The organism is Acidovorax sp. FG48 (genome assembly GCF_057809085.1).
Genome location: NZ_JBMDJH010000008.1, coordinates 177,414 through 197,740, shown reverse-complemented (window position 1 = coordinate 197,740; position 20,327 = coordinate 177,414). Strand labels below are relative to the sequence as shown.

Sequence of the window (20,327 nt, the reverse complement as noted above, 5' to 3'; positions counted from 1 at the left end):
GCTTTTGATAGCGTTTGCAGGGCGTCTTCACGCCCCGCGGTGGTCAGGCGTCGGGGGCTTCAGGTACGGAGGAAGTGCCACCGTCCGGGCTTGCATCCCCATCAGCTTCTGCATCCGTCACATTGGCGTCGTTCTCAACAATGCGCTGCAAGCCACTGAGCTTGGAGCCTTCGTCCAGTGCGATCAACGTCACGCCCTGCGTGGCACGACCCAGTTCGCGGATCTCGCTCACGCGGGTGCGCACCAGCACGCCCTTGTCGGTGATCAGCATGATCTCGTCGTCCGCGTGCACCAGCGTGGCGGCAACGACCTTGCCGTTGCGCTCGCTCTGCTGGATGGCGATCATGCCCTTGGTACCACGGCCATGGCGGGTGTATTCGGTGATGCTGGTGCGCTTGCCGTAGCCGTTTTCTGTAGCAGTCAACACACTCTGCGTTTCGTCTTCGGCGACCAGCATGGCGATCACGCTCTGTCCTTCTTCCAGCATCATGCCGCGCACGCCGCGCGCCGCACGGCCCAGTGGGCGCACTCCGCCTCTGTCTTCGTGCTCGTTAAAGCGTACGGCTTTGCCACCATCGCTGAACAGCATCACATCATGCTGGCCGTCGGTGAGAGCGGCACCGATCAAGTAGTCACCGTCATCCAAGTTGACAGCGATGATGCCGCCCTTGCGCGTGTTGCTGAACTCGTCCAGTGCCGTCTTCTTCACGGTGCCCATGCTGGTGGCCATGAACACGTAGCGGTCCGCAGGGAAGCTGCGCATGTCGCCGGTGAGCGGCAGTACCACGTTGATCTTTTCGCCGTCCTGCAGCGGGAACATGTTGACGATGGGGCGACCGCGCGAGCCGCGCGAGCCTGCGGGCACTTCCCACACCTTGAGCCAGTACAGGCGGCCCCGGTTGGAGAAGCACAGGATGTAGTCGTGCGTGTTGGCGATGAAGAGCTGGTCGATCCAGTCGTCTTCTTTGGTCGCCGTGGCCTGCTTGCCACGCCCGCCACGCTTCTGGGCGCGGTACTCGGACAGTGGCTGGCTCTTGATGTAGCCGGTGTGGCTCAGCGTCACCACCATGTCGGTGGGGGTGATCAGGTCTTCGGTGGAGAGGTCCTGCGCACTGTATTCAACGATTGAGCGGCGTGCGCCCAGCTTGTGCTGGCCGAATTCCTGTTTGATGGAGGTGAGTTCGTCGCCGATGATGACCGACACGCGCTCGGGCTTGGCCAGGATGTCCAGCAGGTCTTCGATGACCGCCATGACTTCCTTGTACTCGGCCACGATCTTGTCCTGCTCCAGGCCCGTCAGGCGCTGCAGGCGCATCTGCAGGATTTCCTGGGCCTGCGTTTCGGACAGTCGGTACAGGCCATCCTGGCCCATGCCGAATTCTTTTTCCAGACCTTCAGGGCGGTAGTCGTCAGCGTTGATCACGCCGCCATCGGCGCGCGTGCGCGTCAGCATCTCGCGCACGAGTTTGCTGTCCCACGAGCGGGTCATCAGCTCGGCCTTGGCCACTGGGGGCGTTGGAGCGTTGCGGATGATCGCGATGAAGTCGTCAATGTTGGCCAGCGCTACGGCGAGGCCTTCGAGCACATGACCACGGTCGCGCGCCTTGCGCAGTTCGAACACCGTGCGGCGCGTCACCACTTCGCGGCGGTGCTGCAGGAAGACGCTGATCAGGTCCTTCAGGTTGCACAGGCGGGGCTGACCGTCGATCAGCGCCACCATGTTCATGCCGAACGTGTCCTGCAGCTGTGTCTGCTTGTACAGGTTGTTCAGCACCACCTCGGGCACTTCGCCGCGCTTGAGTTCGATCACCAGGCGCATGCCCGACTTGTCGGACTCGTCCTGAATGTGGCTGATGCCTTCGATCTTCTTTTCGTGCACCAGCTCGGCCATGCGCTCCTGCAGCGTCTTCTTGTTGACTTGGTAGGGCAGCTCGTCCACGATGATCGCCTGGCGCTGGCCACGGTCGATGTCCTCAAAGTGGCACTTGGCACGCATCACCACCTTGCCGCGTCCGGTGCGGTAGCCATCCTTCACGCCGTTGATGCCGTAGATGATGCCGGCGGTGGGGAAGTCTGGGGCCGGGATGATTTCCATCAACTCATCGATGGTCGTCTCGGGATTGCGCAGCATGTGCAGGCACGCATCGACCACTTCGTTGAGGTTATGTGGCGGAATGTTGGTGGCCATACCCACCGCAATACCTGCCGATCCATTCACCAGCAAGTTGGGCAGCTTGCTGGGCAATACGAGCGGTTCTTTCTCGCTGCCGTCGTAGTTGGGGCCGAAATCGACAGTTTCCTTGTCAATATCTCCCAGCATTTCATGGGCGATTTTGGCCAGGCGGATTTCGGTGTATCGCATGGCCGCAGCGTTGTCGCCGTCCACGGATCCGAAATTACCTTGTCCATCCACCAGCATGTGGCGCAACGAGAAGTCCTGCGCCATACGCACAATGGTGTCGTACACCGCAGAGTCCCCGTGCGGGTGGTATTTACCGATCACGTCGCCCACGATACGAGCCGACTTTTTATATGGCCGGTTCCAGTCGTTATTGAGCTCATGCATGGCGAAAAGAACGCGGCGGTGCACAGGCTTCAAGCCGTCACGCGCGTCGGGCAGTGCACGACCCACAATCACGCTCATCGCGTAATCGAGGTAACTGCGCCGCATCTCTTCTTCGAGGCTGATCGGCAGGGTTTCTTTGGCAAACTGGGTCATTGGGACGGCGGGGGCGGCAAAGGAGAGCCATTTTAGGCGTAAGACCGTGTAGCGACGGCGCAACATATCGAAGCAATTCAGGTTTTGTCCTACGGGGCCCGACCAGCGCGCGCAGCTTTTGCCCTGTTACGTATGGCACAATCGTTTGAACGCTTAGGGTGGTGGTCACCCCAGGCGTCCTGATTCGCAGCGCGGCTGCGGCTTTTTCCCCAAGAGGAGAACCATGAAGAAACTGAACAAAGTGGCGATGTTGTTTGCCTCTGCAGCGCTCGCAACCGCCGCTGGCGCACAAACCGTTGACAACTGGCGCGATGCTTCTGGCCAACTGGTCTGGAAGAACGGTACCAACGAATACTGCTGGCGCGATGCCAACTGGACGCCTGCTACGGCAGCTCCTGGCTGCGACGGCGCAATCGCTGCTCCCGCTCCTGCCGCTGCACCAGCTCCTGCTGCTGCTCCAGCACCCGCTGCCGCCCCTGCACCTGCTCCCGCACCAGCTCCTGCAGTCGCCACCAAGGTGACCTACGCTGCTGACGCCTTCTTCGACTTCGACAAGTCGGTGCTCAAGCCAGAAGGCAAGGCTAAGCTGGACGACCTGGTTTCCAAGGTCAAGGGCATCAATCTGGAAGTGATCATTGCTGTGGGTCACACTGACTCCGTCGGCTCTGATGCTTACAACCAGAAGCTGTCGGTGCGTCGTTCGGAAGCCGTGAAGGCTTACTTGGTGTCCAAGGGTATCGAAAAGAACCGCGTGTACACCGAAGGCAAGGGCGAAAAGCAACCCGTGGCTGACAACAAGACCGCCGAAGGCCGTGCGAAGAACCGTCGCGTGGAAATCGAAGTGGTTGGCACCCGCGCTTCCAAGTAATCTTCGGATTGCTTCACAAAAAAGCCCCGCTTGCGGGGCTTTTTTGCGTCTGGGGCTTTTCGCGTGCTCCCTTCATGGACAATCAGCGACATGATCGAAACCGTCAATGCAGATCCGGCCGAACTGGCCAAGTTTTCAGAATTGGCCCATCGGTGGTGGGACCCTGACAGTGAATTTCGTCCATTGCATCAGATCAACCCGCTGCGGCTTGACTGGATTCATGGGCTGAGCGCCTTGACCGGCAAACGTGTGCTGGATGTGGGCTGTGGCGGGGGCATTCTGGCCGACTCCATGGCGCGCAAGGGTGCGGATGTGCTTGGCATTGATTTAGCAACCAAAGCGCTGCGCGTGGCGCAACTGCACGCCTTGGAGGCGGGCACGCAAAATGTGCAATACCGTGAAATCAGCGCCGAGGCGATGGCCGCCGAACAGCCTGCTGGTTTTGATGTGGTGACCTGCATGGAGATGCTCGAGCATGTGCCCGATCCTGCCTCTGTGGTTCGCGCTTGCGCTACCTTGGTCAAACCCGGTGGCTGGGTGTTCTTCTCCACCATCAATCGCAACGCCAAAGCCTTCATGCTGGCCATCGTGGGGGCGGAATACGTGCTCAATATGCTGCCGCGCGGCACCCACGAATACGCCAAGATGATCCGTCCCAGTGAGCTGGCGGGGCATTGCCGCAGTGCAGGCCTGGATGTGCTGCACACCAAGGGACTGGAATACAACCCCCTCACGCGTCGTTATTGGCTCAGTGCCAACACCAGTGTCAATTACCTGTTTGCGACGCGTCGTCCGGGCTGATATGGCTACTGTTTTTTATGGCATTCGCGCAGTCCTGTTTGATCTGGATGGGACTTTGATCGATAGCGCCCCAGACATCGGCGCGGCCGCTGACAAAATGCGCACCGACCGAGGTCTGCCCTCGCTACCCCCCGCCCGATACCGCCCCATGGCGGGTGCAGGGGCTCGCGGCATGCTGGCAGAGGCCTTTGGCATGGGCCCAGACCACCCTGACTTTGCCGTTATGCGGGAAGAGTTTTTTGTGAACTACGAGTCCCGCATGACCGAACAGACCACCATTTTTGACGGTGTGCCTGAATTGGTTCGCCAGATTCTCGGTCGCAATATGGCATGGGGCGTGGTCACCAACAAGGCTGCCCGCTTTACGGACCCGCTCACGCAGGCCATCCCGCTGTTTGCCACCGCCTCGGCCGTGGTCAGTGGTGACACCACGCCGCACGCCAAGCCGCATCCTGCCCCTTTGCTGGAGGCGGCTGCCCGTTTGCGTGTGGCTCCTGAGCATTGCATCTACGTGGGCGACGACGAGCGGGACATCGTGGCGGGCCTGGCAGCGGGCATGGGCACAGTGGCCGCCACCTACGGCTACTTGGGCGCCAAGACCGATCCCTCGGAGTGGGGTGCACACGCCGCAATTAAATCTCCTGGCGAGCTCTTGCAATTGCTCGTGAGCGCCTAAAATAGAAGTTCTAGGGGCTGTCCTGGTTTCGACGTGGGTTCGGGATCAGTGTGGTGCATGTCGAGCTTGAGTCACGCTCGTAAATCTCGATTTAACAAACTAACTGCAAACGACGAACGTTTCGCACTCGCTGCTTAATTGCCAGTGAGCCTTGCAACAGTTGGCCGATGGGCTGGGCAAGGGGGTTCTGAGCAATCAGTGCCTCCCGGCTGCAAGGATAATTACATGGGCTGGCTTCCATCCGGGTACCTTGGGTGGAGGCGAGAAAATAGGGTGCTGGCGGCCCATGTAGCGTGCGACTGCGCGACATGGGTAGCGAGATCCAAATCAGACCGCTAAACATGTAGATCTGCCTGACGAAGGCTTGCGGACGCGGGTTCAATTCCCGCCAGCTCCACCAAATACAAACCCCCAACCGCTCACGGTTGGGGGTTTTTCCTTTTTCACGGTTTTGAGCGTCCGAGCGAGGCTTTTCGCGGTATCCGCTTGATCCGCTCATGCCCGCTGCTGCTTCCGCCATGGAAAGCCGTGATTCAGCCTCTCCGCGTCAATGTGCAGTGCTGCGTGTCTCGGCTTCGCACGGGAAACACCAGACAAAGCGAGCCCACATATTGGCATCCGCAAAATCGACGACCCGCCAGCCTCTTTCGCCAACGCCGCCCAAGAAACAAAATGAAATAAACCGAAACTGGGTCGAGACCACGTTCCAGGCCGCCGCGGGCACCATCAGGGTCATGTTCCATACCGTCTTTGAAAGGACTGCATCATGAAACCCTGGATCAAGAAAACGCTGATGGGCATTTTTGGTGTGTCCATTGCGGTGGGTGGGCTGACGGCCTGCTCCAGCGGGCACCATCAGCGCGGTCCGATGACTGCGGAAAAGATGGCCGAAGTGCGCGGCAAGATGGTGGACCGGGTGAGCAGCAAGCTTGACCTGAACGAGGCGCAAAAGACCAAACTCAATGCGCTGGCCGATCAGCTGGAGGCCCAGCGCGCGGCGTTCATCGGCAAGACGGCAGACCCCCGTGCCGAGGTGCAGGCCATTGTCGCGGGCGACAAGTTTGACCGGGCGCGGGCGCAGTCGCTGCTTGAAGACAAGACGCGCGCGGTGCAGGCCCACAGCCCGGCAGTGGTCAACGCGATGGCTGACTTCTATGACAGTCTGAACCCGGACCAACAGCAAAAAGTGCGCGAGCTGATGCAGCGGCGCAAGGGCTGGATGGCCCGCGGCTAAAGGGCAGGGAGCATTGCATGTCACCCACGCTGGAACCTATCCACCGCCTCGCCCAAGGCGTTCGTGTGCACGGGCCTGCGCTGCTGTCGGGGGTGCCGGAGCCTCACGATGAGCTGATGTCTCTGGTCTGGGGGCCGCGCTTTGACCGCGAGCATGCGATGGGCCTGGTAGCCCGCCAGCCCTCGGTGGCAGCCCACGCGCTGCCCGCCTTGCTGGCGGCTGCCGACCATTTTGACGCGCTGCACGCTGGTGCGCAGGGCCGTTTACGCCGGCTCATCGTGCGGCACCGCGCATTGTGTGCGGCAGGCGCTTCTGTCGATGAACCCCGTGGGGAGCGCGCCTGACGGTGTGAGAATTGCTCATGCACCGCATATTGCTGATTGACGACGACGCGCAGCTGGGCGCGCCCCTGGCCACTTACTTCCAGCGTTTTGAGCTGGAGCTAGTTCACGCCCTTCTGCCCAGCGATGGCCTGGCGCAACTGACAGCCGGCGGCTTCGACGCGGCCATCCTCGACGTCATGCTGCCGGAAATGGATGGCTTCGAGCTGTGCCGCACCATCCGCAAGCAGGGCGACCTGCCCATCGTGATGCTGACCGCACGCGGCGAGGTGATGGACCGTGTGGTGGGGCTGGAACTGGGGGCCGACGACTATCTGCCCAAGCCCTTCGAGCCGCGCGAGTTGGTGGCACGCCTGCAGACGGTGTTGCGTCGACGCCGGGCGCCAGGGCCCGGTGTTGCAGCGGGCTCGCTGGAGTTTGAGGGCCTGTCCATCGATGCCGCGCGCCGCAGCGTACAGCGCCACGGCGAGGTGGTGGAGCTGACCGGCACGGAGTTCGACCTGTTGCACCTGCTGGCGCGCGAGCCGGGCAAAGTTTTCAGCCGGGACGACATCCTGAACCAGCTGCGCGGTCATGAAGCCGAGCTGTACACCCGCGCGGTGGACATCGTGGTGAGCCGGTTGCGCAAAAAGCTGGAGCCGCTGGACTGCATCAAAACGCTGCGCAATGTGGGCTATTCCCTGGCCCTGCGCCGCGCTGCCCCATGAAGAAGATTTGTTCTCCCGTTCACGACCCGAACTGTCCCTGGCACCGCCGGGCGCGCCACGCGGTGGGGCATTCGCTGCGCATTCGGCTGGTGCTGGTGTTCATGGCTTTGGCCGTGGCCGTCGCCGTCACGTTCATGGGCGGTGTGCAAAAGGCCGTGTCGGTAGGTTGGCGCGAAGCCGCACGGCCGCTGTTGATGGACTATGTGGACCGCTTGGCGGACGAGATTGGCAGCCCGCCAAGCATCGAGCGCGCGCAGGCAATCGCCAACCGCCTGCCGCTGACCTTGCGCATCGACGGCCCGCAGATCCATTGGGCCTCGCACCCCGACCAGCAGAACCCTGACTGGATGAGCGACAAGGTCCGCCAAGAAGACCGCTGGACCGGTGACGAGAACGGGCACAGCCTGCTGCGCCGCACGACGGCCGATGGGCACCATATCGAGTTCGGGCTGAATGCGCTCTCCTGGGACAAGCGCCCGCGCATTGCGTGGGGCACGCTCACCGTGCTGCTGCTGCTCACGGCGCTGGCCTATGTGTATGTGCGGCATCTGCTGCGGCCGCTGGACGACATTCGCCAGGGCGCGCAGCGCTTTGGCAACGGCAACTTTGCCCAGTCCATCCCGGTGCGGCATGCCCACCGGCCGGACGAGCTGGGCCAGCTGGCCGAGACCATCAACACCATGGGGGACGACATCCACCAGATGCTGGAGGCCAAGCGCGCGCTGCTGCTGGCGATGAGCCATGAGCTGCGCAGCCCTCTCACGCGGGCTCGCCTGAACACCGAGCTGCTGCCCGAAACGGCCGACGTGCAACCCCAGCGCCTGGCGCTGATGCGTGACCTGGGCGAGATGGCAGGCCTCATCACCGACCTGCTGGAAAGCGAGCGCCTCGCGGGCCGCCATGCGGCGCTGCACCGCGAGCCCACCGATGTGGCCGAGCTGGCGCGCGAAGTGGTGGCCGACCTGTGCTCCCGCCACGCGGGCGCCGCCGACATTGCCTTGCACGCAGCGCCGGACTTGCCCGCAGTGCGGCTCGACCGATCCCGCCTGCGGCTGCTGCTGCGCAACCTGCTGGACAACAGCCTGCGCCACAGCGAGTCGGGAGCCTTCCCGCCCGAGCTGCATCTGCGGCTGGTGGATGAGGGCAGGGTGCTCGAGCTGGAGGTGCGTGACCATGGGCGCGGCGTGCCCCCCGAGCACCTGCCCCACCTGGCCCAGGCGTTCTACCGGCCGGACACCGCACGCCAGCGCGCCACCGGTGGCGTGGGGCTGGGCTTGTACCTGTGCCGCCTGGTGGCGCAAGCGCACGATGGGCAGCTGAACATGCGCAATGCAGAGCCCGGCCTGTCGGTCACCGTGCGTCTGCCGGTGGTGGAATAGGCCGCCAGCCGGCGGCATAGACAGGCTGGCCTGCGCGCCGGCAGGCGCCGTCGCACCGGCGCGGCCAGAGCAGCGCACAGGCCTGGTGCGCGGGAGAACTGGCCGCACCAGGGGCCATGGCAGGCCTTGCAAGGCAAATTCATAGTCTTTTTGCTCTGTAGCGCAGGTATTTATTGCGCTGATAGCTATCAAATCAGGAGTAATTTCTGCCACCCGGGGCCACCCTAGAAGTCGCCATCCTCCCTGGCCTCGTTCTTGCTCAAGATCGTCGCCCCCTCGCATGAGTCGGATTTTCAGTGTTTACCCTGTATATACAGGTATGCTGAAGCTGTCATCATGGCCTTCGGTACGCAGGCGCGTTCCGGTGGGCAGGGCCAAGGTACTTTCTTCAAACAGGAGCAGATGATGACTCGATCGGTTGTGAAATGGACGTCGCTGGCAGCGGCAGCAGCATGCATGATGGCCCTGGCCGCACCGGCCAAGGCGCAGGACACCAAAATCGTGCTGGGCATGTCCGGCTGGACAGGTTTTGCACCGCTCACGCTGGCCGACAAGGCCGGCATCTTCAAGAAGAATGGTCTGGACGTGGAGATCAAGATGATCCCGCAGAAGGACCGCCACCTGGCCCTGGCCTCCAAGTCCATCCAGTGCGCCGCCACCACCGTCGAGACGCACGTCGCCTGGAATGCCAACGGCGTGCCCATCGTGCAAATCTTCCAGATGGACAAGTCCTACGGCGCCGACGGCATCGCAGTGCGCGGCGACATCAAGAGCTTTGCGGACCTCAAGGGCAAGACCATCGGCGTGGATGCGCCCGGCACGGCACCGTACTTCGGCCTGGCCTGGATGCTGAGCAAGAACGGCATGAGCCTCAAGGATGTGAAGACCACCACGCTGTCGCCCCAGGCCGCAGCACAGGCCTTCGTGGCGGGGCAGAACGACGCTGCCATGACGTACGAACCCTACCTGTCCACCGTGCGCGAGAACCCCAGCGCCGGCAAGATTCTGGCCACCACACTCGACTACCCCATGGTGATGGACACCGTGGGTTGCGACCCCACCTGGCTCAAGGCGAATGGCAAGGCCGCACAGGCGCTGGCCAATTCGTACTTCCAGGCGCTGGACATGATCAAGGCCGACCCGACCAAGTCCAACGAGATCATGGGCGCCGCCGTCAAGCAGACGGGCGAGCAGTTTGCCAAGTCGTCGTCCTTCCTGCGCTGGCAGGACAAGGCTGCCAACCAGAAGTTCTTTGCGGGCGAGCTCACCAGTTTCATGAAGGACGCCACGGCCATCCTGCTGGAGGCCGGCATCATCCGCAAGGCGCCTGAAGACCTGAACGTCACCTTTGACGCCAGCTTCATCAAGTAAATAGACGGAAGAAGAGCGCTCCATGTCCGCCGTGCAACCCCTGTCCGTTTCTGAGCCAAAGGCCACCGTGCGCCGGCGCTCCCTGGCCCCGCTGGAGCCTGTGAGCAGCCGATCCCGCTGGATGCTGGGGCTGGCCTTTTTCGCCCTGTTCGTGGCGGTGTGGGCGTTCTTCACCCTGGGCGGCTTCGTGTCGCCCACCTTCCTGGCCAGCCCTGTCACCATGGTGAAGGAAGGCTGGCTGCTGTTCACCGAATACGGCTTCATCAAAGACATCGGCATGACCATCTGGCGCGTGGTCGGTGGCTTCATCCTGGCAGCGGTCATTGCCGTGCCGCTGGGCATTGCGATGGGCGCGTACAAGGGCATCGAGGCGTTCTTCGAGCCCTTCATCTCGTTCTGCCGCTACCTGCCTGCGTCGGCTTTCATTCCGCTGCTGATCCTGTGGGCGGGCATTGGCGAGGCGCAGAAAATCCTCGTCATCTTCATCGGATCGGTCTTCCAGATCACGCTGATGGTGGCCGTCACCGTGGGCGGTGCGCGGCGCGACCTCGTGGAAGCTGCATACACATTGGGCGCGGGCCACAAGGGCATCGTCACGCGGGTGCTCATCCCCGGCGCGGCGCCCGAGATCGCCGAGACTCTGCGCCTGGTGCTGGGCTGGGCCTGGACCTATGTGATCGTGGCCGAGCTGATCGGCTCGTCCAGCGGTATCGGCCACATGATCACCGACAGCCAGTCGCTGCTGAACACTGGCCAGATCATCTTCGGCATCATCATCATCGGCCTCATCGGGCTGGTGTCCGACTTCGCCTTCAAGGCGCTCAACCACCGTCTGTTTGCCTGGAGTTTTGTGCGATGAGCAGCGTATCCATCCAAGCCGTCTCGCGCACCTTTGAAGGGCGCAAAGGCCAGCGCACACAGGCGCTGCTGCCGGTGGACTTTGAAGTGCGTGACAACGACTTTGTCACCATCCTCGGCCCCTCGGGCTGCGGCAAGTCCACGCTGCTGCGCATCGTGGCGGGCCTGGACCACGCCAGCAGCGGCCGCGTGCTGCTGGATGGTGTGCCCGTGGAAGGCCCCGGTGCCGATCGCGGCATGGTGTTCCAGAGCTACACGCTGTTCCCCTGGCTCACCATCGAGCAGAACATCCGCTTTGGCTTGCGCGAACGCGGTATGCCCGAGGCACAGCAAAAGGAACGCGCCGCGTACTTCATCGCCAAGGTCGGCCTGCGCGGCTTTGAGCAGCATTTTCCCAAGCAGCTGTCGGGCGGCATGCAGCAGCGCACCGCCATTGCCCGCGCGCTGGCCAATGACCCCAAGATTTTGCTGATGGACGAGCCCTTTGGCGCGCTCGACAACCAGACCCGCGTGCTCATGCAAGAGCTGCTGCTGGGCATCTGGGAGGCCGAACGCAAGACAGTGCTGTTTGTCACCCACGACATCGACGAAGCCATCTTCATGGCCAACCGCGTGGCGGTATTCAGCGCCCGGCCCGGCCGCATCAAGACCGAGCTGGCCGTCGACCTGCCGCACCCACGCCATTACACGATCAAGACCAGCCCCGAGTTCATGGACCTCAAGGCGCGCCTCACCGAAGAGATCCGCGCCGAATCCATGGCGGCGGACCTGCACTGATCTGAACCCGCAACAGCTCCGCATCCACCCATGAGCGCCCGTCCATCCCGCCGCACCACCGCCGCTGCACCGCGCAGCGCCACGCCTGTCAAGGCCGTGGCCTCTGCGGCTGCGCCCGCGCAGGCCATGGCGCTGTACGAGCAGGTCAAGGACCACATTGCGCGCAAGATCCAGGAAGGCATCTGGCGCGCGGGCGACCGCCTGCCGTCCGAGAACGAACTGGTCACCCAGTTCGGCATCTCGCGCATGACGGTGAACCGCGCACTGCGCGAGCTGGTGGAGCAGGGGCGCATCGTGCGTGTGGCGGGCGTGGGCAGCTTTGTGGCCGAAGACAAGCCGCAGTCCACACTGCTGCAGATTGCCAACCTGGCGAGCGAGATCCGCCAGCGCGGGCACGACTACCGCTGCGACGTGCTGACGGTGGAGCGCACCTCTGCCACGCTGGAGGTTGCCGCCGCGCTGGACCTGCGCACCGGCGAGTCGGTGTTCCACTCGCTGTGCATCCACCGCGAAGACGGCCTGCCCGTGCAGCTGGAAGACCGCCACGTGAACCCACGCCAGGTACCCCAGTTCGCCGCGCAAGACTTCACGCAACTGCAACCTTCCGAATACCTGGTGCGCAACGTGCCTTTCGACCAGATCGAGCATGTGGTCGATGCCGTCATGCCCACCGCCGAGCAGGCCGCGCTGCTGGAGATGTCTCCGCAGGAGCCCTGCCTGCTGCTCACCCGCCGCACCTGGTCGCGCGGCGTGCCGATCACCGTGGTGCGCTGCCTGCACCCCGCCACCCGCTACCGCCTGGGCAGCCGCTTCCGAGCCGACGGCAACCCCGTCGCTGGTTGAATATGAAGCACCCCCTGAGTCGCTTCGCGCCTTCCCCCTCAAGGGGGACGACTCCCTCACTGCGGGGCGGCCCTTGCTCGGCGTCTCTCGCGGGTGCCGTGGCAGTTCCACCCGCAGCGGGATTGGCTGACAGGATTTGAAGAACAAAGTAACGCTGTTTATTTTTCGCTTGTACCTACTTGTATATACAGGATCAACGCCATGACACTGAACGCATCTCCCATCACCCTGCACCCCGGCCGCGTCACGCTGGCTGAGCTGCGCCGCATCCACGCTGGCCCCGTGCAACTGGTGCTCGATGCGTCGGCACGCGCGGGTTTGCAGAAGTCCCTGGCCGCGGTGCAGCGCATCGTCGATGAAGACCAGGTGGTCTATGGCATCAACACCGGCTTTGGCAAGCTGGCCAGCACCAAGATTGCCCACGACCGCCTGGCTGAACTGCAGCGCAACCTGGTGCTGTCACACAGCGTGGGCACGGGCGACCCGATGCCCGACGATGTGGTGCGCCTCATCCTGGCGACCAAGGCCGTGAGCCTGGCGCGCGGCCACTCGGGCGTTCGGCCCGAGTTGGTGGACGCGCTGCTGGCGCTGGCCAACGCCAACGTGCTGCCGGTGATCCCGGCCAAAGGCTCGGTGGGTGCATCCGGCGACCTGGCGCCGCTGGCGCACATGGCCTGCGTGCTGATCGGCGAAGGGCAGGCCAAGGTGGACGGCAAGGTGGTGCCGGGTGCCGAGGCCATGCGTTCCATCGGCCTGCAACCGTTTGTGCTGGGCCCCAAGGAAGGGCTGGCGCTGCTCAACGGCACACAGGTGTCCACCGCGCTGGCGCTGGCCGGGTTGTTCGGCGCCGAGAGCGTGTTTGCTGCCGCGCTGGTTGCCGGCTGCCTGTCGCTTGAAGCCATCAAGGGCTCGGTCAAGCCGTTTGACGCGCGCATCCATGAGGCGCGCGGCCAGGCCGGGCAGATCGCAGTGGCCGCCGCCGTGCGTGCGCTGCTGGACGGCAGCGCCATCGACCCCTCGCACCCCAACTGTGGCCGCGTGCAAGACCCGTATTCCATCCGCTGCGTGCCACAGGTGATGGGCGCGTGCCTGGACAACCTGCACCACGCTGCGCGCGTGCTGACCATCGAGGCGAATGCGGCGTCCGACAACCCTCTGGTCTTTGACAACGGCGATGTGATCTCCGGCGGCAACTTCCACGCCGAGCCCGTGGCCTTTGTGGCCGACATCATCGCGCTGGCCGTGGCCGAGATCGGTGCCATTTCCGAGCGCCGCTTGTCGCTGCTGCTGGACCCGGGCCTGTCGGGCCTGCCCGCGTTCCTGATCCGCGACAGCGGCGTCAACTCTGGCTTCATGATCGCCCAGGTCACCGCCGCAGCATTGGCCGCAGAGAACCAATGCCTGGCCAACCCCAGCAGCGTGACCAGCCTGCCCACATCGGCCAACCAGGAAGACCATGTCTCCATGGCCACCTACGGCGCGCGCCGCCTGGGCGACATGGTGCGCAATGCGGCGGTAATGGTCGGCATCGAAGCCATGGCCGCCGCACAAGGCATGGAGTTCGACCGCTCGCTCAAGAGTTCACCCCTCATCGAAGCGCAATTCGCCGCCATCCGCGAGCGCGTGGCCTACCTGGAGCAGGACCGTTACCTCGCTCCCGACATCGAAGCCATGCGCGCCTGGGCCCAGCAGTCCACATGGCCCGCAGCGCTCACGCAATGCCTGCCCAGCTTCGCCTGATTTTTTCCACTCACACCCACTGATTCACAGGAGCCCACCATGAACGCCAACGACGCCATCATCGCCGCCGCCTCCAACACTGACCCCCGCCACGACGCCAGCCGCGTGATCCGTGCGCCGCGCGGCAGCCAGCTGACCTGCAAGAGCTGGCTCACCGAAGCGGCCTACCGCATGATCCAGAACAATCTCGACCCCGAGGTGGCCGAGCGCCCGCAAGACCTGGTGGTGTACGGCGGCATCGGCCGCGCGGCGCGCAATTGGGAATGTTTTGACCAGATCCTCGCCTCGCTCAAAGACCTGAACGACGATGAGACCCTGCTCATCCAGTCCGGCAAGCCCGTGGGCGTTTTCAAGACCCACGCCAACGCACCCCGCGTGCTGCTGGCCAACTCCAACCTGGTGCCCAAGTGGGCCAACTGGGAACACTTCAGCGAGCTGGACCAGAAGGGCCTGTTCATGTACGGCCAGATGACGGCGGGCAGCTGGATCTACATCGGCACGCAAGGCATCGTGCAGGGCACGTACGAAACCTTTGCCGAGGCAGGCCGCAAGCACTTCGGCGGCTCGCTGGAAGGGCGCTGGATCCTGACGGCAGGCCTGGGCGGCATGGGCGGCGCGCAGCCGCTGGCCGCCACCTTTGCGGGCGCGGTGTCGCTGAATATCGAATGCCAGCAAAGCAGCATCGACTTCCGCCTGCGCACGCGCTACGTGGACAAGCAGGCGCGTGATATCGACCACGCGTTGGAGCTGATCCAGCAGCACACCGCAGCCAAAGAGGCCGTGTCGATCGCCCTGCTGGGCAACGCCGCAGAAATCCTGCCCGAGTTGGTGCGCCGTGCCAAGGCCGGTGGCCTCAAGCCCGACTTGGTCACCGACCAGACCTCGGCCCACGACCTCGTCAACGGCTACTTGCCCGCAGGCTGGACGGTGGCCCAGTGGCGTGCCGCGCAGCAGGACGTGACGCAGCACGAGGTGCTGAAGAAGGCCGCTGCCAAGTCCTGCGCCGTGCATGTGCAGGCCATGCTCGACTTCCAGCACATGGGCATCCCGGTGGTGGACTACGGCAACAACATTCGCCAGGTGGCGTTTGACGAGGGTGTGAAGGATGCCTTCGACTTCCCCGGCTTTGTGCCCGCCTACATCCGTCCGCTGTTCTGCGAAGGCAAGGGCCCCTTCCGCTGGGTGGCCCTGTCGGGTGACCCGGAGGACATCCGCAAGACCGACGCCAAGATCAAGGAGCTGTTCCCCGAGAACAAACACGTGCACCGCTGGCTCGACATGGCGGGCGAGCGCATCGCCTTTCAGGGTCTGCCCGCACGCATCTGCTGGTTGGGCCTGGGCGAGCGCCACATCGCGGGCCTGGCCTTCAACGAGATGGTGAAGAACGGCGAGCTCAAGGCCCCCATCGTGATCGGCCGCGACCACCTGGACACCGGCAGCGTGGCCAGCCCCAACCGGGAGACCGAAGGCATGAAGGACGGAACTGACGCCGTGAGCGACTGGCCGCTGCTCAACGCGCTGCTCAACACCTCGGGCGGCGCCACCTGGGTCAGCCTGCACCACGGCGGCGGCGTGGGCATGGGCTACTCGCAGCACTCGGGCATGGTCATCGTGGCCGACGGCACGGATGCGGCAGCTGCACGGCTGGCCAATGTGCTGGTCAACGACTGCGGCAGCGGCGTGATGCGCCATGCCGATGCAGGTTACGAGCTGGCCGTGGAAACGGCCAAGAAGCAAGGGCTGAAGCTGCCGATGGTGAAGTGAATGGCCAGCTTTGCCCAACGCCTGCATGAGCGACTGAGCGACGCGCAAGTCGCCGACTTCGCCCGCGACGGCGCCATCTGCATCAAGCAGCTGCTCACGCCCGATGAAGTCGCTCTGCTGCGCGACGGCATCGACGCCAACCTGGCCGCGCCCAGCCCGCGCGCCAAGGTGGCCAGCCGGCCGGATGACCCGGGCCGCTTCTTCGAGGACTTCTGCAACTGGCAGGACATCCCGCAGTTTGGCCGCTTTGTGCGCGACACGCCGCTGGCGCTGGCCGCGCAGCGCCTGATGCAGTCGCGCACCGTGCGGCTGTACCACGACCACGTGCTGGTCAAAGAGCCGGGCACGCGGCAGAAGACGCCCTGGCACCAGGACCAGCCTTACTACAACATCGAAGGCATGCAGAACGTGAGCATGTGGATTCCGGTAGACCCGGTGTCCCGCGCGGCCACGCTGGAGTTTGTGGCGGGATCGCACAAGGGCCCGTGGCTCATGCCGCGCACCTTCATGGACAACCAGGCCAAGTGGTTCCCCGAGGGCAGCCTGCAGGACCTGCCCAACGTGGAGGCTGACCGCGATGCCTTCCCCATCGTGGGCTGGGAGATCGAGCCCGGTGACGTGGTGTGTTTCCACATGCTCACGCTGCACGCAGCGGGTGGGGTGGAAGGGCCCCGTCGCCGTCGGGTGTTCTCGGTGCGCTTTCTGGGCGACGACACGCGCCATGCGCCCCGGCCGTGGAAGACCTCACCCGAGTTCCCCGGCCTGGCCGATGAGCTGCCCGCCGGGGCTGAGATGGACCACCCGCTGTTCCCCCTGCTGGTGGATGGCAACGATGCGCCGCAGGGTGAACGCGCGTGAAGCAGTTTCTGGACTTGGCCTCCACGCCCCCGGTGCCCTGGAAAAACGGCGGTGGCAGCACGCGCGAGCTGGCGTGCTGGCCGCCCGGCGCGGGCATGGACAGCTTTGCATGGCGCGTGAGTGTGGCCACCATCGCCCGCCCCGGGCCGTTCTCAGCCTTTCCGGGCGTGGACCGGCAGATCATGCTGCTGGAGGGCGATGGCGTACAGCTGCAAGCCGGAGCAGGACAATGGCAGCACGCGCTGACGCAGCGCTGGGAGCCGTTTGCGTTCTCCGGCGAAGAGCCGGTGGACTGTCGCATGCTCGGCGGTGTTTCTACCGACTTCAACCTGATGCTGCGCCGGGGAGAGTGGGGCGGGAGCCTGCAGGTGCTGCGCGATGTGCCGCCCGCAGAGGGGGCTGCCGCTGGCCTGTGCATGGTGCTGCAGGGCACGTGGCGATATGAGGACAGCGATGGCCGCCCAGCGCGGATGTTGGCAGCGGGGCAGGGCCTGTGGTGGGTGAGCGAAGAGGGCGAAGCTGCGCCGTTGATCACTCCCGTGCGCCGCGCCGAAGGCGCCATGTCTGCCGATGACGCACCGGTGCTGGCCTGGGTGGCCTTGCACAGGGGCTCAACACCATAATTTGAATCAAATGGGCTGCAAGCGCTAGTGGAATATGCGCAAGTAGCTATATAAAAGATAGCAAATTGATCCATGAACACAGCAGCAAGTAGCAGCTCGCAGAGCGTGGTCCCGCCAACATCTTCCGCGCCCAGTGCCGATGGCGTGTGGACTCACCTGCGGCCCGTGGCCGCGTTGTGGTCGGCGGATGTGCCGGTGCCCGAGGGCGCGCTGGCGTGTGTGGTGGTGCAGGGCGGCGCTGTGCAGTGGGTGGGCCCGCAGGCCCAGGTGCCTGCAGCGTTTGCCGCCTTGCCCCGCTTTGACGGTAAAGGCGCCATCACCACACCCGGCCTGGTCGATTGCCATACCCACCTGGTGTACGGCGGGCAGCGCGCCAACGAGTTTGCGATGCGGCTCGCAGGCGCCACGTATGAAGAGGTGGCCAAGGCGGGCGGGGGCATTGTGTCGTCGGTGCGCGCCACGCGCGAGGCCAGCGAAGACGAGCTCTTTGCGCTGGCTGCGCCGCGCCTACAGGCGCTGCTGGATGAAGGCGTTTGTGCGGTTGAGATCAAGTCCGGCTACGGCCTGGCGCTGGAGCACGAACGCAAGCAGCTGTGCGTGGCCCGTCGTCTGGGCGAGGCCTTTGGCGTGACGGTGCACACCACCTTCCTCGGCGCGCATGCGCTGCCGCCCGAATACGCTGGAAAACCTGGAGGTAGCCAGGACTACACCGACCTTGTTTGCAACGAGATGCTGCCTGCGCTGGCGGCCGAGGGTCTTGTCGATGCCGTGGATGTGTTCTGCGAACGCATTGCCTTCACGCTGGCGGAGACCGAGCAGGTGTTCGAGGCCGCGCAACAGCTGGGCATTCCCGTCAAGCTGCATGCGGAGCAACTGTCCGACATGGGGGGCTCGGCACTGGCTGCGCGCTACGGTGCACTGTCGTGCGACCACATCGAACACCTGTCGGCCGACGGCATCGCTGCCATGAAGGCCGCAGGCACCGTGGCCGTGCTGCTGCCCGGCGCCTACTACACGCTGCGTGACACGCACCTGCCACCCATCGCGCAGTTGCGCGCAGCCGGCGTGCCCATGGCCGTATCTACCGACCACAACCCTGGCACCTCGCCCGCGCTCAGCCTGCTGCTCATGGCCAACATGGCCTGCACGCTGTTCCGCCTGACGGTGCCCGAGGCGCTGGCCGGCATCACCACCCACGCCGCGCGCGCGCTGGGACTGCAAGACACGCACGGTCTCATCGCATCTGGCAGACCGGCCAACTTTGTGCTGTGGCCCGTGGGCGAGGCGGCCGAGCTGGCCTACTGGCTGGGCCAGAAGCCCACCTGCACCATCGTGCGGCAAGGGCGCATTCACGGAGTCATGCCATGACGCAACAGCTGTTCGCCACCGATGCCTTGCTGCCCACGGGCTGGGCGCGCAATGTGCTGATCACCTGGGATGGGGCAGGGCGCATCACCTCCGTTACGCCCAACGCGCAGCCCGCCAGTGCCGCCCTGGCCCCGGGCCCCGTGGTGCCCGGCATGCCCAACCTCCACTCGCACGCCTTCCAGCGCGCGTTTGCGGGCCTGACCGAGTACCGGGGGGAAAGCCAGGACAGCTTCTGGAGCTGGCGCAACCTGATGTACCGCTTTGCGGCGCGCATCACGCCCGAATCGCTGGAGGCCATTGCGAACTGGCTGTATGTGGAGATGCTGGAGGCGGGCTACACCAGCGTGTGCGAGTTCCACTACGTGCACCACGACCAGGGCGGCACGCCCTATGCCGATGACGCCACGCTGTCGCAGGCACTGCTGCGTGCTGCGCAGCGTGCGGGCATCGGCATCACGCTGCTGCCGGTGCTGTACCAGACGAGCGGCTTTGGCGCCAAGCCACCGCGCGCGGACCAGGCACGCTTCATCCGCAGCACGGACAACATGCTCTCCTTATTGGAGCGCCTTGCGCCCGCTGCACAAGCGCAAGGGGCCGTTTTGGGCCTGGCACCGCATTCATTGCGTGCAGTGCCGCCCGACAGTCTGGCGGCTGCCGTGCAGGGCCTCACGGCGCTCAATGCGCAGGCTCCCATCCACATCCACATTGCCGAGCAGACGCAGGAGGTGGATGACTGCGTGGCATGGAGCGGTCAGCGCCCGGTGCAGTGGCTGCTGGAGCACGCACCCGTGGACGAGCGCTGGTGCCTGGTGCATGCCACTCACATGACGCCGCAGGAATACCAGGACGCAGCGCGCACGGGCGCCGTGGCGGGCATCTGCCCCACCACAGAAGCGAACCTGGGCGACGGCATCTTCGACATGCCGCTGTGGCTGCAGCACGGCGGGCGCTGGGGCGTGGGCTCGGACAGCCATGCCTGCGTGAATGCGGCGGAAGAATTGTTGATGCTCGAATACGGCCAGCGCCTGTCGCTGCGCCAGCGCAATGTGCTGGCCACCGCCGCGCAACCCGAGGTGGCCACGGCCATGACCTTGCAGGCCGTGCAGGGCGGGGCGCAGGCCGCGGGCCGCGCCATTGGTGGTCTGGCCGTGGGTGAGCAGGCCGACCTGGTGGCGCTGGGTGCGCAGCATGTAGCGCTGCGCGATCTGCCCGCACCCAGCATGTTGTCGGCCCATGTATTCGGCAGCCACCGCACCTCGGCCATCGACAGCGTGTGGGTGGCGGGCCAGCAGCGCATTACGGGTGGCCGGCACACGCTGCACGATGCGGCGGCCCATGCGTTTGTGGTGGCACGCTCGGCCACCATTGCACCCGATTGAAGCGACCGATTGAATTCATAC

19 protein-coding genes and 1 other RNA gene are annotated in these 20,327 nt (G+C 64.5%); 18 read left to right on the top strand and 2 right to left on the bottom strand.

Annotated elements, in window-relative coordinates; genetic code table 11:
• Positions 1–43 precede the first annotated feature (43 nt).
• Positions 44–2,719, bottom strand: a complete 2,676-nt coding sequence (gene gyrA / locus ACODSU_RS13885; protein ID WP_488842719.1) for a DNA gyrase subunit A — start codon at positions 2,717–2,719, stop codon at positions 44–46.
• A gap of 223 nt (positions 2,720–2,942) precedes the next feature.
• Here gyrA and ompA point away from each other — a divergent pair, with 223 nt between their 5' ends.
• The 4 genes from ompA to ssrA all read left to right on the top strand — a co-directional run bounded on the left by ompA (position 2,943) and on the right by ssrA (position 5,464).
• Positions 2,943–3,587, top strand: coding sequence for an outer membrane protein OmpA (ompA, locus tag ACODSU_RS13880; RefSeq protein WP_060986328.1), 645 nt, complete (start codon positions 2,943–2,945; stop codon positions 3,585–3,587).
• Between the two features lie 90 nt (positions 3,588–3,677).
• A complete protein-coding gene (ubiG, locus tag ACODSU_RS13875; RefSeq protein WP_015014427.1) occupies positions 3,678–4,388 on the top strand; it encodes a bifunctional 2-polyprenyl-6-hydroxyphenol methylase/3-demethylubiquinol 3-O-methyltransferase UbiG in 711 nt (236 codons plus the stop codon).
• A 1-nt stretch (position 4,389) separates the two neighbouring features.
• The gene (locus ACODSU_RS13870; protein ID WP_488842718.1) at positions 4,390–5,064 is read left to right on the top strand and encodes an HAD family hydrolase; all 675 of its coding nucleotides are present in this window, start codon (positions 4,390–4,392) and stop codon (positions 5,062–5,064) included.
• 13 nt (positions 5,065–5,077) lie between these two features.
• Positions 5,078–5,464: a transfer-messenger RNA gene (ssrA, locus tag ACODSU_RS13865) on the top strand.
• Positions 5,465–5,611: 147 nt separating this feature from the next.
• Here ssrA and ACODSU_RS13860 read toward each other — a convergent pair.
• On the bottom strand, positions 5,612–5,800 hold the full coding sequence (locus ACODSU_RS13860) for a hypothetical protein (RefSeq protein WP_488842717.1): 189 nt from the start codon (positions 5,798–5,800) through the stop codon (positions 5,612–5,614).
• A 30-nt stretch (positions 5,801–5,830) separates the two neighbouring features.
• Between ACODSU_RS13860 and ACODSU_RS13855 the strand changes: the two genes are divergently transcribed.
• The 14 genes from ACODSU_RS13855 to ACODSU_RS13790 all read left to right on the top strand — a co-directional run bounded on the left by ACODSU_RS13855 (position 5,831) and on the right by ACODSU_RS13790 (position 20,306).
• On the top strand, positions 5,831–6,298 hold the full coding sequence (locus tag ACODSU_RS13855; RefSeq protein WP_291442587.1) for a Spy/CpxP family protein refolding chaperone: 468 nt from the start codon (positions 5,831–5,833) through the stop codon (positions 6,296–6,298).
• Positions 6,299–6,315: 17 nt separating this feature from the next.
• On the top strand, positions 6,316–6,642 hold the full coding sequence (locus ACODSU_RS13850) for a hypothetical protein (RefSeq protein WP_015014424.1): 327 nt from the start codon (positions 6,316–6,318) through the stop codon (positions 6,640–6,642).
• 17 nt (positions 6,643–6,659) lie between these two features.
• Positions 6,660–7,346 carry a response regulator transcription factor gene (locus ACODSU_RS13845; RefSeq protein WP_488842716.1) on the top strand — a complete coding sequence of 229 codons (687 nt, stop codon included), beginning with the start codon at positions 6,660–6,662 and terminating at the stop codon, positions 7,344–7,346.
• Positions 7,343–8,725 (top strand): sensor histidine kinase, encoded by a 1,383-nt coding sequence (locus ACODSU_RS13840; RefSeq protein ID WP_488842715.1) that lies wholly within the window; start codon positions 7,343–7,345, stop codon positions 8,723–8,725. Before ACODSU_RS13845 ends, ACODSU_RS13840 begins: the two co-directional genes overlap by 4 nt.
• A 405-nt stretch (positions 8,726–9,130) precedes the next feature.
• Positions 9,131–10,096, top strand: a complete 966-nt coding sequence (locus tag ACODSU_RS13835; RefSeq protein ID WP_309824553.1) for an ABC transporter substrate-binding protein — start codon at positions 9,131–9,133, stop codon at positions 10,094–10,096.
• Between the two features lie 22 nt (positions 10,097–10,118).
• Positions 10,119–10,955 carry an ABC transporter permease gene (locus ACODSU_RS13830; protein ID WP_015014420.1) on the top strand — a complete coding sequence of 279 codons (837 nt, stop codon included), beginning with the start codon at positions 10,119–10,121 and terminating at the stop codon, positions 10,953–10,955.
• Positions 10,952–11,731: an ABC transporter ATP-binding protein gene (locus tag ACODSU_RS13825; RefSeq protein ID WP_476016873.1), complete on the top strand. Its 780-nt coding sequence runs from the start codon at positions 10,952–10,954 to the stop codon at positions 11,729–11,731. The genes ACODSU_RS13830 and ACODSU_RS13825 overlap by 4 nt, the downstream gene beginning before the upstream one ends.
• A gap of 30 nt (positions 11,732–11,761) precedes the next feature.
• Positions 11,762–12,574: a histidine utilization transcriptional repressor HutC gene (hutC, locus tag ACODSU_RS13820; protein WP_488842714.1), complete on the top strand. Its 813-nt coding sequence runs from the start codon at positions 11,762–11,764 to the stop codon at positions 12,572–12,574.
• A 201-nt stretch (positions 12,575–12,775) separates the two neighbouring features.
• Positions 12,776–14,314 (top strand): histidine ammonia-lyase, encoded by a 1,539-nt coding sequence (gene hutH / locus ACODSU_RS13815; RefSeq protein WP_488842713.1) that lies wholly within the window; start codon positions 12,776–12,778, stop codon positions 14,312–14,314.
• Positions 14,315–14,353: 39 nt separating this feature from the next.
• Positions 14,354–16,078 (top strand): urocanate hydratase, encoded by a 1,725-nt coding sequence (gene hutU, locus ACODSU_RS13810; protein ID WP_488842712.1) that lies wholly within the window; start codon positions 14,354–14,356, stop codon positions 16,076–16,078.
• Positions 16,079–16,936, top strand: a complete 858-nt coding sequence (locus tag ACODSU_RS13805; protein WP_488842711.1) for a phytanoyl-CoA dioxygenase family protein — start codon at positions 16,079–16,081, stop codon at positions 16,934–16,936. It abuts the gene before it with no gap.
• Entirely contained in the window at positions 16,933–17,559 is a 627-nt protein-coding gene (locus ACODSU_RS13800; protein WP_488842710.1) for a HutD/Ves family protein, read from the top strand. Before ACODSU_RS13805 ends, ACODSU_RS13800 begins: the two co-directional genes overlap by 4 nt.
• Positions 17,560–17,631: 72 nt before the next feature.
• Positions 17,632–18,927: an imidazolonepropionase gene (hutI, locus tag ACODSU_RS13795; protein ID WP_488842709.1), complete on the top strand. Its 1,296-nt coding sequence runs from the start codon at positions 17,632–17,634 to the stop codon at positions 18,925–18,927.
• On the top strand, positions 18,924–20,306 hold the full coding sequence (locus ACODSU_RS13790; RefSeq protein WP_488842708.1) for a formimidoylglutamate deiminase: 1,383 nt from the start codon (positions 18,924–18,926) through the stop codon (positions 20,304–20,306). Before hutI ends, ACODSU_RS13790 begins: the two co-directional genes overlap by 4 nt.
• Positions 20,307–20,327: the final 21 nt, after the last annotated feature.